The sequence below is a fragment of the Streptomyces sp. NPDC037301 genome, from assembly GCF_055602785.1.
On record NZ_JBVJWD010000006.1, the window covers coordinates 171,445 to 184,136 of the forward strand.

Sequence of the window (12,692 nt, forward strand, 5' to 3'; positions counted from 1 at the left end):
GCCATGACAGCGACGACCGACGGAAGCACCGGGGCTGTGAGCCCCCGCGCAGCCTCGGCCAGTAATCCGACCGATACAACCATCGCCGCGGACGACGTACTCGCCGCCGCGCGGCGGGCCGCGGAACGCTCGGTGGAGCACCTCCTCGGCAGGCAGGACGAGCAGGGCTGGTGGAAGGGCGACCTCGCCACCAACGTCACCATGGACGCCGAGGACCTGCTGCTCCGTCAATTCCTCGGCATTCAGGACCAGGCCACCGTATCGGCGGCCGGCCGTTTCATCCGCGGCGAACAGCGCGGCGACGGCACCTGGGCCACTTTCCATGGCGGCCCCGGGGAACTCTCCACCACCATCGAGGCGTACGTGGCACTGCGGCTGGCCGGAGACCGGCCGGACGAACCGCATATGGCCCGCGCTTCGGGATGGATCAGGGAACAGGGCGGAATCGCGGCGAGCCGCGTCTTCACCCGGATCTGGCTCGCCCTCTTCGGCTGGTGGAAATGGGACGACCTGCCGGAACTCCCGCCCGAGTTGATGTTCTTTCCCAAATGGGTTCCGCTCAACATCTATGACTTCGGCTGCTGGGCCCGCCAGACCATCGTGCCGCTCACCGTCGTCTCGGCCAAACGGCCGGTACGCCCGGCCCCCTTCGCTCTCGACGAGTTGCACACCGACCCACGCCACCCGAACCCGCCCAGGCCCGCCGCCCCGGCGGCGAGCTGGGACGGAGTCTTCCAGCGCCTGGACAAGGTGCTGCACGCGTACCACCGGATCGCACCTCGCAAGCTGCGCCGGACCGCCATGAACGCCGCGGCCCGCTGGATCATCGAACGCCAGGAGAACGACGGCTGCTGGGGAGGCATCCAGCCGCCCGCCGTGTACTCCGTCATCGCCCTGCACCTGCTCGGCTACGACCTGGACCACCCGGTGATGCGGGCCGGACTCGACTCGCTCGACCGCTTCGCCGTCTGGCGCGAGGACGGTGCCCGGATGATCGAGGCATGCCAGTCCCCGGTCTGGGACACCTGCCTCGCCACCATCGCCCTCGCCGACGCAGGGTTAAGCCCCGACCACCCGGCACTCGTGAAGGCCGCGGACTGGATGCTCGGAGAGGAGGTCGTCCGGCCGGGCGACTGGTCCGTGCGCCGCCCCCGGCTCAACCCGGGCGGCTGGGCGTTCGAGTTCCACAACGACAACTACCCGGACATCGACGACACCGCGGAGGTGGTCCTCGCGCTGCGCCGGGTCCGCCACCCCGACAAGGCACGCATCGAGGCCGCCATCAGGCGCGGAGTGCGCTGGAACCTCGGCATGCAGTCCCGCAACGGGGCCTGGGGCGCGTTCGACGCGGACAACACCAGCGCGTTCCCCAACCGGCTGCCCTTCTGCGACTTCGGTGAGGTCATCGACCCGCCGTCCGCCGATGTCACCGGGCACGTGGTCGAGATGCTCGCCGTCGAGGGACGGTCCGGGCACCCCGCCACCCGGCGTGGTATCGAGTGGCTGCTCGCCGAACAGGACGCGAGCGGCGGCTGGTTCGGCCGCTGGGGCGTCAACTATGTATACGGCACAGGGTCGGTGGTGCCCGCACTGGTGGCCGCCGGACTGCCCGTCACGCATCCGGCGATCCGCCGCGCAGTCGGCTGGCTGGAGTCCGTACAGAACGACGACGGCGGCTGGGGCGAGGACCTGCGCTCGTACCAGGAGGACAAGTGGATCGGGCACGGCGCCTCGACCGCCTCCCAGACCGCGTGGGCGCTGCTCGCACTGCTCGCCGCAGGACGGCGGGACAGCAAGGCCGTGCAGCGGGGAGTGTCGTGGCTCAGCGAGACGCAGCAGGCCGACGGATCCTGGGACGAGCCGTACTTCACCGGAACCGGCTTCCCCTGGGACTTCTCCATCAACTACCACCTCTACCGGCAGGTCTTCCCGCTCACCGCACTCGGACGGTACGTGCACGGCGAACCGTTCGCCGACCGCACGGTCACCCGCAAGGGGGCCTGATGGGCGATGGTCCGGGGCCGGCCGGCCCCGCAGCGCCGCTGCTGATCGCCTGTGCGCTCGGCATCGAGCAATTCGCCCTGCGCAGCGGCAGAGGCAGGGCCGGTGACGCGCCGGGCCCGGTGACCGTACTCCGTACGGGCATGGGCCCCAAGGCCGCCGAGGCGGCCGTGTCACGGGCGCTCGGTCAGGACCGGGCGCCCGGCACGGCGGTGCTCGCCTCCGGATTCTGCGCCGGGCTGTCACCCGGCATGCACCCCGGGGACCTGGTGGTCGCCGCCGAGACCAGGGAATCCGGGGACTCGACGGTCTGCACCGGCACGGGCCTGCTCGCCGAGGCCCTCGCCGGTGCGGTGCCCGGCCGCACCGTCCACACCGGTCCGCTGACCGGCTCCGCCCATGTCGTACGCGGACATGAGCGGGCCGAGCTGCGGGCCACCGGAGCGATCGCGGTGGACATGGAGTCCGCCGCCACTCTCCGCGCCGCCCTGCGGTCCGGGCCACGCCCGGTCGCCGCCGTACGGGTGGTCGTGGACGCTCCCGAGCATGAGCTCGTCCGCATCGGCACGATACGCGGTGGAATATCGGCTTTCCGCGTTCTCCGTGCCGCCCTACCGGCTTTCTACGAATGGCACCGATCTCTGCTGCTCCCCAGGAGGTGAGCTAGATGGCCATGCCGCTCCGCCAGACCATCAAGGTTGCGACGTACCTCATTGAACAGAAGCTCCGCAAGCGGGACAAGTTCCCGCTCATTGTCGAGCTGGAGCCTTTGTTCGCCTGCAATCTGGCGTGCGAGGGCTGCGGGAAGATCCAGCATCCGGCCGGAGTTCTGAAGCAGCGCATGCCGGTGGCCCAGGCCGTCGGTGCGGTACTGGAATCGGGCGCCCCGATGGTTTCCATCGCGGGCGGCGAACCCCTGATGCACCCGCAGATCGACGAAATCGTGCGGCAGCTGGTGAAGAAGAAGAAGTACGTCTTCCTCTGCACCAATGCGATGCTGCTGCGTAAGAAGATCGAGAAATTCACCCCGTCGCCGTTCTTCGCTTTTGCCGTGCACATCGACGGGCTGCGCGAACGGCACGATGAATCGGTCGCCAAGGAAGGCGTGTTCGACGAGGCGGTGGCGGCGATCAAGGAGGCCAAGCGCCGCGGCTTCCGGGTCACCACGAACTCCACCTTCTTCAACACCGACACCCCGCAGACCGTCATCGAGGTCCTGAACTACCTCAATGACGATCTGAAGGTCGACGAGATGATGATCTCGCCCGCCTACGCGTACGAGAAGGCACCTGACCAGGAGCACTTCCTCGGCGTCGAGCAGACCCGAGAACTGTTCAAGAAGTCGTTCGCGGGCGGCAACCGGTCCCGTTGGCGACTGAACCACTCGCCGCTGTTCCTGGACTTCCTGGAAGGCAAGGCGGACTTCCCGTGCACCGCGTGGGCGATCCCGAACTACTCGCTCTTCGGCTGGCAGCGGCCCTGCTATCTGATGAGTGACGGCTACGTCCCGACGTACCGCGAACTCATCGAGGAGACCGACTGGGACAAGTACGGCCGGGGCAAGGACCCCCGCTGCGCCAACTGCATGGCGCACTGCGGTTACGAGCCCACCGCCGTCCTCGCCACCATGGGATCGCTGAAGGAATCCCTGCGCGCCATGCGCGAGACCGTCTCCGGGAACGGGTGACGTCATGACCGCTGGAGAACCGGTCGCACTGGGTCTCCCCGAGCTGCCGGCCCGGCCGCTCGCGACGCGCCGTCACTCGCGGCGCATCCAGGTCGGGTCGGTTGCGGTGGGCGGGGATGCGCCGGTGTCGGTGCAGTCGATGACCACGACGCGTACGTCGGACGTCGGTGCGACGTTGCAGCAGATCGCGGAGCTGACGGCGTCGGGTTGTCAGATCGTGCGGGTGGCGTGTCCGACGCAGGATGATGCGGACGCGCTGGCGACGATCGCGAGGAAGTCGCAGATCCCGGTGATCGCGGACATTCATTTCCAGCCGAAGTATGTGTTCGCGGCGATTGATGCGGGCTGTGCGGCGGTGCGGGTGAATCCGGGGAACATCAAGCAGTTCGACGACAAGGTGAAGGAGATCGCGCGGGCCGCGAAGGATGCGGGTACGCCGATCCGGATCGGTGTGAATGCCGGTTCGCTGGATGCGCGGCTGCTGGAGAAGTACGGGAAGGCGACTCCGGAGGCGTTGGTGGAGTCGGCTCTGTGGGAGGCGTCGCTCTTCGAGGAGCACGGTTTCCGGGACATCAAGATCTCGGTGAAGCACAACGATCCGGTGGTGATGGTCAATGCGTACCGTCAGCTGGCGGCGCAGTGCGATTATCCGCTGCATCTGGGTGTGACGGAGGCGGGGCCGGCGTTCCAGGGGACGATCAAGTCGGCGGTGGCGTTCGGTGCGCTGCTGAGCGAGGGGATCGGGGACACGATCCGGGTGTCGCTGTCGGCGCCGCCGGCCGAGGAGGTCAAGGTCGGGCTGCAGATTCTGGAGTCGCTGAATCTGAAGCAGCGGCGGCTGGAGATCGTGTCGTGTCCGTCGTGCGGTCGCGCGCAGGTGGATGTGTACAAGCTGGCGGATCAGGTCAGTGCGGGTCTTGAGGGCATGGAGGTGCCGTTGCGGGTGGCCGTGATGGGCTGTGTCGTCAACGGTCCGGGTGAGGCCCGTGAGGCGGACCTGGGTGTTGCTTCCGGGAACGGCAAGGGGCAGATCTTCGTGAAGGGCGAGGTCATCAAGACCGTGCCCGAGTCGAAGATCGTCGAGACGCTGGTCGAAGAAGCCCTGAAGATCGCCGGGGGCATGGACGGCGCAGGGACACCATCGGGGGTTCCCGCCGTCACCGTGAGCTGAAACGGAACCAGAGAGGGGGCCCGAGCGTGACGATTCTGGAGAGCATCCGGGGGCCGCACGATCTCAAGGCGCTGAGCGAAGCACAACTCGACGAACTCGCCGAGGACATCAGAGAGTTCCTCATCCGGGCGGTGGCGAGGACCGGCGGTCATCTGGGACCCAACCTGGGGGTGGTGGAGCTCTCCATCGCCCTGCACCGGGCCTTCGACTCGCCCGTGGACCGCATCCTGTGGGACACCGGGCACCAGAGCTATGTGCACAAACTGCTCACCGGGCGGCAGGACTTCTCCAAGCTGCGCGGCAAGGGGGGCCTTTCCGGCTACCCCTCCCGCGAGGAGTCCGAGCACGACGTCATCGAGAACTCGCATGCCTCGACCGTCCTCGGCTGGGCCGACGGCATCGCCAAGGCCCATCAGGTGCTGGGGCGGAGCGACCATGTCGTGGCCGTCATCGGTGACGGGGCCCTCACCGGCGGGATGGCCTGGGAGGCGCTCAACAACATCGCGGCCGCGAGGGGCCGGCCGCTGGTCATCGTGGTCAACGACAACGAACGCTCCTACAGCCCCACCATCGGCGGTCTCGCCAACCACCTCGCCACCCTCCGTACCACCGACGGATACGAACGCTTCCTCTCCTGGGGCAAGAGCGTGCTCCAGCAGACGCCCGTCATCGGACAGCCGTTGTACGAGTCGCTGCACGGCGCGAAGAAGGGGCTCAAGGACGCCTTCGCCCCACAGGGCATGTTCGAGGACCTCGGGCTCAAGTACGTCGGGCCGATCGACGGTCATGACATCGCGGCCGTCGAATCCGCACTGCACCGGGCGAAACGCTTCCACGGCCCGGTGCTGGTGCACTGTCTCACCGAGAAGGGCCGCGGCTACCCGCCCGCGCTCCGGGACGAGGCCGACCGCTTCCACACCGTGGGCGCGATGGACCCGCTGACCTGCGCACCGCTCGCCCCGTCCGGAGCGCCCTCCTGGACCTCGGTGTTCGGGGACGAGATCGCCGCGATCGGCGCGGAGCGGCCGGATGTCGTGGCCATCACCGCGGCGATGCTGCACCCCGTCGGACTGACGAAGTTCGCCGAGGCGTTCCCTGACCGGGTCTGGGACGTCGGCATCGCCGAGCAGCACGCGGCGGTCTGCGCAGCGGGACTCGCCACCGCCGGACTGCATCCGGTCGTCGCCGTCTACGCCACCTTCCTCAACCGGGCCTTCGACCAACTGCTGATGGATGTCGCGCTGCACAAGTGCGGTGTGACCTTCGTCCTCGACCGGGCCGGAGTCACCGGTCCCGACGGGCCCTCGCACAACGGCATGTGGGACATGTCCATGCTGCAGGTCGTCCCCGGGCTGCGGATCGCCGCCCCGCGCGACGCCGACGAATTGCGCGCCGAGCTCCGTGAGGCCGTCGACATCGACGACGTACCCACCGTGATCCGGTTCCCCAAGGAGTCGGTGGGGGAGCCGATTCCGGCCATCGACCGGATCGGGGGAATGGACGTACTGCACCGGGCGGACGACCCCGATGTGCTGCTCGTGGCCGTCGGTGTGCTCGCCCCGGTCTGTCTGAAGGCCGCGGATCTGCTGGCGGGCGGTGGCATCCGCTGCACCGTCGTCGACCCGCGCTGGGTCAAGCCGGTCGACGAACAGCTGGCCCCGCTCGCCGAACGGCACCGGCTGGTCGCCGTCGTCGAGGACAACAGCCGGGCAGGGGGTGTCGGTTCGGCGGTCGGGCAGGCGTTGCGGGATGCCGGGGTCGACGTACCGCTGCGGACGTTCGGCATCCCGGATCAGTTTCTCGCCCACGGCAAGCGCGCCGAGGTACTGGCCGACATAGGGCTCACCCCTGTCGAGGTCGCAGGGCACATCAGCGCTGCACTGGCCGGCAAGGAAGCAGCGACAAGGACCGAGGAGAGCGGGGCATGAAGGACGACGGGCCCAAGGGTTTCGACCTGGCACAGCTCCTCGCGGAGCGCGGCGGCGAGCGCTACGAGCTGCACACGAAATACCTCAACCACCAGCTGCCCCGCATGCTGCACACCATCGGCTTCGACAAGGTCTACGAACGAGCCGAGGGCGCGCACTTCTGGGACGCGGACGGCAACGACTACCTCGACATGCTTGCCGGGTTCGGCGTGATGGGCCTCGGCCGGCACCACCCCGTCGTACGCAAGGCCCTGCACGACGTCCTGGACGCCTCGCTCGCCGATCTCACCCGCTTCGACTGCCAACCGCTGCCCGGGCTGCTGGCCGAGAAGCTGCTCATGCACAGCCCGCACCTGGACCGGGTCTTCTTCGGCAACAGCGGTACGGAGGCTGTCGAGACCGCACTGAAGTTCGCCCGGTACGCCACCGGCAGGCCCAGGATTCTCTACTGCACCCACGCATTCCACGGGCTGACGACCGGCTCGCTCTCGGTCAACGGGGAGAGCGGCTTCCGGGACGGCTTCGCACCGCTGCTGCCGGACACCGCCATCGAGCTCGGGGATCTCGACGCACTGCGCCGTGAACTGAAGCGCGGTGATGTGGCGGCCCTGGTTGTCGAGCCGATCCAGGGCAAGGGCGTCCATGCCGCGCCGCCCGGCTTCCTGCGGGACGCGCAGGAACTGCTGCACAAGCACAAGGCACTGCTCATCGCCGACGAGGTGCAGACCGGCCTCGGCAGGACCGGCGATTTCTACGCGTACCAGCACGAGGAGGGGGTCGAACCCGATCTGGTCTGTGTCGCCAAGGCTCTCTCCGGTGGCTATGTGCCGGTCGGCGCGACCCTCGGCAAGGACTGGATCTTCAAACGCGTCTACTCGTCGATGGACCGGGTCCTGGTCCACTCCGCGAGCTTCGGCTCCAACGCCCAGGCGATGGCGGCCGGGCTCGCGGTCCTCGCGGTGATGGAGGACGAGGAGACCGTCGCGGGTGCGCGCCGCACCGGTGATCTGCTGCGTGAGCGGCTGGCCGCACTGGTCGACCGCTACGAGCTGCTGCACGAGGTGCGCGGGCGCGGGCTGATGATCGGCATCGAGTTCGGCCGGCCGTCGTCACTGAAGCTGCGCAGCCGCTGGACCATGCTGCAGGCGGCCCGAAAGGGCCTCTTCGCGCAGATGGTGGTGGTGCCCCTGCTGCAGAAGCACCGCATCCTCACCCAGGTCTCGGGCGATCAGCTGGAAGTGATCAAGCTGATTCCGCCGCTGGTGATCGGGGAGCCGGACGTCGACCGGTTCGTCACGGCGTTCACCGCGGTGATGGACGAGGCGCACAGCGGCGGCGGGCTGATGTGGGACTTCGGCAGGACCCTGGTGAAACAGGCCGTCGCCAACCGCTGACCCCGCGGGCGGCCCTGCAAGGTTTACCCCATTTGCCTCCGAGGCAAGAAATTTGCCTCAGAGGAAAGCTCCTGGCCCAATGGGTACATGAACACTCCAGACGGAGGGGTGGCCGACGAGCTGCCCGGAGTCGCGCCACGCCTGCGCGATCTGCGCCGCAGCCGTGGTCTCACCCTGGAGACCGCCGCCCAGCGGGCAGGGCTCTCACCCGCCCATCTCTCCCGGCTCGAAACGGGCCGTCGGCAGCCTTCGCTGCCGATGCTCCTCGGTCTTGCCAGGATCTACGGTACGACGGTCTCCGAACTGCTCGGCGAGACGCCCCCGGAACGGGAGGCGATCATCCGCGGCGGGAAGTTCGAGGGGGCCGAGGCCGACGGCTGGATGTATCAGCAGGCCGGCGGCTCCGGCCGGGCGATGCAGGCGCTCCGCGTCCGGGTTCCGTACGGCGCACAGGGTGATCTCGTGCGCGTCCATCCCGGCGAGGAGTGGCTGTACGTGCTCGCCGGACACCTCCGGGTCACGCTCGGGGACACCGTGCACGATCTCGCCCCCGGTGACAGCGCGCACTTCGACTCGCTCACCCCGCACCGGATCGCGGCCGTCGACCGCGACGGTGCCGAGCTGCTCTTCGTCCACACCCTGCTGCAGAGCCCCGCCGCCGAGCTGTGCCTCGGCAGCGGCATCCACCGTCGCTGAGACCGGTCCGTCCGGTCACCAGAGAGGACTGTCATGTCCGATTCAGAGAACTTCGACCCGCTCGGGTCCAGGAAGAACTACGAAGCACAGGAGCGGAAGTTTCCGCGCGGCGTGGTGATCCGGCTGTTTGCCTACCTCATCGCCGGACACATCTTCGCGGCCTTCCTCTACCTGCTCTTCGCGGTGGCAGGCAAGGGCTGACCACCGCCGACGGGCGGGTGTGGCTACGCCTCGTCGAGAAGCCGGCCGCGCAGCTGCTCACGGGTCTCGGGCGCGAGCTTCAGGCCCTCGGAGAAGTAGCGGTCCGTGCTGCCCCAGGTCTCCTCGATGGTGGCGAAGGCCGCCGCGAGGTAGTCGGCGTGGGCGCCGAAGAGCGGATTGAGCAGCTCCATCACCTCGGCCGACATGCCGTCCGCCGAGGTGTCGCTGCGGCGCACCTTGTAGCGGCGATGGGCGTCGTTCGACTTCAGGTAGTCGGCCTCGATGGCGTCGCGCTCGACACCGACCGCGAGCAGTGACACCGCGATCGACAGACCGGCCCGGTCCTTGCCCGCCGCGCAGTGCATCAACGCGGGAACGCTGTCCTCGGCCAGGGCGTGCAGAACCCGGCTGTGCTCGGCGGTACGGTCCCGGATCATCGCGCGGTACGAGGCGATCATCCGGTTCGCTCCCTTGCCGTCGGCCAGGATCGAGCGCAGTTGGTCGAGATCGCCGTCGCGGACCATCCGCCAGAACTCGGCGCCGTCGGCGGGGTCGGAGAGCGGGATGCTCACATTCCGTACGCCCGGCAGCTCCACATCCAGGCCGTCGAGCCGGTGGTCGGCCGCATTGCGGAAGTCGAAGACCGTGTGCAGACCGAGACCGCCCAGGAAGGCGGCGTCCTCGGCGGTGGCGTGGGCGAGGTGACCACTGCGGAAGAGCCGTCCGTACCGCACCTGCCGGCCGTCCGCGGTGGGCAGCCCGCCCACATCGCGGAAGTTGCGGACACCCGCCAGCTCGGGTTCCGTCGACGGGATCTGCGGCAACTGCTGCGTCACGGTGACTCCTGGAGTGTCTGGCGCCGGCGCGAGTCGCCGACAAGGCCACTCCCGCGACGATACGACATTGATTCCTCGGGCAATCATCTTGGTCATTTCTTGTCGATACTTCCGCGAACTCCGGTACTCCTGCGGCGAATCCGCCCGGTGAATTCCTTGCAAGGTCGTTGCCCACCCACCGGCAATGGTCGATGATGTGCGGAACTGTTGGAATGTGGGGATGCGATGATCGAGACTGGCGCCAAGGGCCGGACCTGGCTGCTCACCGGGGCGAGCAGCAGCTACGCACTGCGACTCACCGAGCGGGACGAACTGGTCCATCTGCACTGGGGGCCGCGGATCCCCCTTGCTGCGGCCGAGACCCTGGCTGCAGCACCGGAGCCACCCTTCAGGGGCTTCGAGTCACAGCTCGACGGCCGCGAGGAGTACCCCGTGGAGGGCGGCGCCCGGTTCGTCCGCCCGGCCCTCTCGGTACGCACCCCCGAGGTCCGCGGCACCGAGTGGGCCTTTGCCGACGCCACGGTGGACGGAGACGAACTCCGTATCGGATTCACCGACTCCGTGCACCGGCTCGTCCTCACCCTGCACTACCGGATGCGGGACGACTCCGATGTGATCGAGCGCTGGGCCACCGTCGCCCACGCGGGGCCGGACGGTCCGCCGCTGGAACTGCTGCGCGCCGACGCGGCAGCCTGGTCGCTGCCCGCCCGCGACGGCTGGCGGCTGAGCCGGCTGCACGGACGCTGGGCGGCGGAGTCGCAGCTTGCACGGGTGGAGCTGACGTACGGCGAGAGCGTCATCTCCAGCAGGCGCGGCCACACCGGGCACCAGTACCTGCCGTGGGTCGCACTCGACGCCGACGGTGCGGCGACCGAGGAGGGCGGCGAGGTGTACGGCTGTGCGCTCGGCTGGTCCGGGTCGTGGCGGATTTCCGTACAGCAGCTCCCCGATGGGCTCGTACAGATCACCGGCGGCGCCGGCTACGACGACTCGGGGCTGCTGCTGCTCGCGCCGGGGGAGTCGTACACCACCCCCGTCTTTGCCGGTCTGTGGAGTGCGGAGGGGTTCGGCGGGGCGAGCCGGGCCTGGCACGCCTGGCAGCTGGCCCATGTGATCCCGGACGCACAGAGCCTGCGGCCGGTGCTCTACAACTCCTGGGAGGCGACCGGCTTCGACATCTCGCAGGAGCAGCAGCGCGCCCTCGCCGAGCGCGCCGCCGCGATGGGCGTCGAGCTGTTCGTCGTGGACGACGCGTGGTTCGGGCAGCGCACCAGCGACCGAGCCGGGCTCGGCGACTGGACGCCGAATCCGGACCGCTTTCCCGGCGGACTGAAGCCGCTCGCCGACGAAGTGCACGGACTCGGCATGCAGTTCGGTATCTGGGTCGAGCCGGAAATGGTCAATGCCGACAGCGATCTCTATCGCGCGCACCCCGACTGGGTGCAGCATTTCCCTGGGCGGGCGCGGACCGAGTTCCGCAATCAAATGGTGCTCAATCTGGCCCGCACCGATGTGCAGGACTATCTGTGGGAGCAACTGGACACACTGCTCTCCAGTGCGCCCGTCGACTATGTGAAATGGGACTTCAACCGCAGCTTCACCGACGCGGGCTGGCCGGGTGAGGAGTATCAGCAGAAGCTCTGGATCGAGCACGTGGACGCCCTGTACGCGCTGATCGACCGGCTCCGTGCCGCGCACCCCTCCGTCGCCTTCGAGTCCTGCTCGGGCGGCGGCGGCAGGATCGACCTGGGGATTCTGTCCCGTACGGACCAGGTATGGACCTCCGACAACACCGACCCGCTCGACCGCCTCACCATCCAGGAGGGCTTCGGTCAGATCCATCCGGCCCGGGTGATGGCCGCCTGGGTCACCGACAGCCCGAACGTCCAGCTCAACGACAGGGCCAGCTCACTGCGGTTCCGTTTCGTGAGCGCGATGGCCGGTGTGCTCGGGGTCGGCGGGGACCTCGCCGACTGGAGCGAGGAGGAGTTGGCCGAGGCGCGGAACTGGGTGGATCTCTACAAGGAGATCCGGCCGGTGGTGCAGCACGGTGCGCTGTACCGGCTGCGCGCCCCGCGCGGCGGACTCAGCGCGGTCCAGTACGTCCACGGGGACGAGACCGTGCTCCTGATGTGGCTGGAGGCACAGAGGTACGGGGAGCGGCCCCCGGCCCTGCGGCTGCGCGGGATCGACCCCGCAGCGACGTACACCTGCCTGGACACGGGGGTGGTGCACCACGGTTCGGTACTGCTGCACCAGGGGCTGCACACCGGGCTTCGGGGGGATCTCGACGCGCGGGTGCTGAGGCTCCGACGCGAATGACGGGCGCGACATGTCCGTAATCAGTGCATTTAGCTCAATACGCCCCGCTTCTACGGGAGATGGTCGCCCTCTCGTGAGCGGAATCATATCCGTGACGGTGTGTGCTGGCGGGGCAGTCGGGTATTCCGTGCGCGGCGCGGAAAGACAAGATTCTTGATCCACGGAGTGTGACCAGAATTCCGCGCCGATTTCCGAGCGCGGATTCCGGTACGGAACCAGTGGGTTGTTATCGCCGTCCCGACTCGCTTACGGTCACCGTCAATCCGGACGGACCGCCTAATCCTGCCGCCGCCCGGAATTCGCACCCACTCATCGCGTGGCAGGAGCGGGGGAACCAGGTAGGCCGCCGATCGGAGAAATCCGGCCGGCTAGGGGTGAAGCCGCGCTCAGTGCGGCCGGGCATCTCCAGCCCGAACCCGACAGCTCACCTCGCAGGCGCCGGAGAGGAAGCACGTC

At 68.5% G+C, this 12,692-nt stretch carries 10 protein-coding genes and 1 riboswitch; of the genes, 9 read left to right on the forward strand and 1 reads right to left on the reverse strand.

Annotated features, from left to right (window positions below; genetic code table 11):
- The first annotated feature begins 3 nt into the window (after positions 1 to 3).
- The 8 genes from shc to ACZ7IB_RS13090 all read left to right on the forward strand — a co-directional run bounded on the left by shc (position 4) and on the right by ACZ7IB_RS13090 (position 9,078).
- Positions 4 to 2,004 carry a squalene--hopene cyclase gene (gene shc, locus ACZ7IB_RS13055; RefSeq protein WP_470912193.1) on the forward strand — a complete coding sequence of 667 codons (2,001 nt, stop codon included), beginning with the start codon at positions 4 to 6 and terminating at the stop codon, positions 2,002 to 2,004.
- On the forward strand, positions 2,004 to 2,663 hold the full coding sequence (locus ACZ7IB_RS13060; RefSeq protein WP_470912195.1) for a phosphorylase family protein: 660 nt from the start codon (positions 2,004 to 2,006) through the stop codon (positions 2,661 to 2,663). The genes shc and ACZ7IB_RS13060 overlap by 1 nt, the downstream gene beginning before the upstream one ends.
- A 5-nt stretch (positions 2,664 to 2,668) precedes the next feature.
- Positions 2,669 to 3,688 carry an adenosyl-hopene transferase HpnH gene (hpnH, locus tag ACZ7IB_RS13065; RefSeq protein ID WP_093896297.1) on the forward strand — a complete coding sequence of 340 codons (1,020 nt, stop codon included), beginning with the start codon at positions 2,669 to 2,671 and terminating at the stop codon, positions 3,686 to 3,688.
- A gap of 4 nt (positions 3,689 to 3,692) precedes the next feature.
- Positions 3,693 to 4,859: a flavodoxin-dependent (E)-4-hydroxy-3-methylbut-2-enyl-diphosphate synthase gene (gene ispG, locus ACZ7IB_RS13070; protein ID WP_470912198.1), complete on the forward strand. Its 1,167-nt coding sequence runs from the start codon at positions 3,693 to 3,695 to the stop codon at positions 4,857 to 4,859.
- A 26-nt stretch (positions 4,860 to 4,885) separates the two neighbouring features.
- Positions 4,886 to 6,787: a 1-deoxy-D-xylulose-5-phosphate synthase gene (dxs, locus tag ACZ7IB_RS13075; protein ID WP_470912201.1), complete on the forward strand. Its 1,902-nt coding sequence runs from the start codon at positions 4,886 to 4,888 to the stop codon at positions 6,785 to 6,787.
- Complete coding sequence (locus tag ACZ7IB_RS13080; protein WP_470912204.1) at positions 6,784 to 8,181, forward strand: aspartate aminotransferase family protein; 1,398 nt, start codon at positions 6,784 to 6,786, stop codon at positions 8,179 to 8,181. Before dxs ends, ACZ7IB_RS13080 begins: the two co-directional genes overlap by 4 nt.
- Before the next feature lie 87 nt (positions 8,182 to 8,268).
- The gene (locus ACZ7IB_RS13085; protein ID WP_383977341.1) at positions 8,269 to 8,877 is read left to right on the forward strand and encodes a helix-turn-helix domain-containing protein; all 609 of its coding nucleotides are present in this window, start codon (positions 8,269 to 8,271) and stop codon (positions 8,875 to 8,877) included.
- Between the two features lie 33 nt (positions 8,878 to 8,910).
- Positions 8,911 to 9,078 (forward strand): DUF6126 family protein, encoded by a 168-nt coding sequence (locus ACZ7IB_RS13090; protein WP_176729046.1) that lies wholly within the window; start codon positions 8,911 to 8,913, stop codon positions 9,076 to 9,078.
- 23 nt (positions 9,079 to 9,101) lie between these two features.
- Here the strand turns inward: ACZ7IB_RS13090 and ACZ7IB_RS13095 are convergent, their stop codons facing one another.
- Positions 9,102 to 9,914, reverse strand: a complete 813-nt coding sequence (locus ACZ7IB_RS13095) for a tyrosine-protein phosphatase (protein WP_470912209.1) — start codon at positions 9,912 to 9,914, stop codon at positions 9,102 to 9,104.
- Positions 9,915 to 10,139: 225 nt separating this feature from the next.
- On the opposite strand from ACZ7IB_RS13095, the gene ACZ7IB_RS13100 reads away from it, so the two are divergent.
- Entirely contained in the window at positions 10,140 to 12,236 is a 2,097-nt protein-coding gene (locus ACZ7IB_RS13100; protein ID WP_470912211.1) for an alpha-galactosidase, read from the forward strand.
- A gap of 296 nt (positions 12,237 to 12,532) precedes the next feature.
- Positions 12,533 to 12,689: riboswitch (cyclic di-AMP (ydaO/yuaA leader) on the forward strand.
- The last annotated feature ends 3 nt before the right edge of the window (positions 12,690 to 12,692 follow it).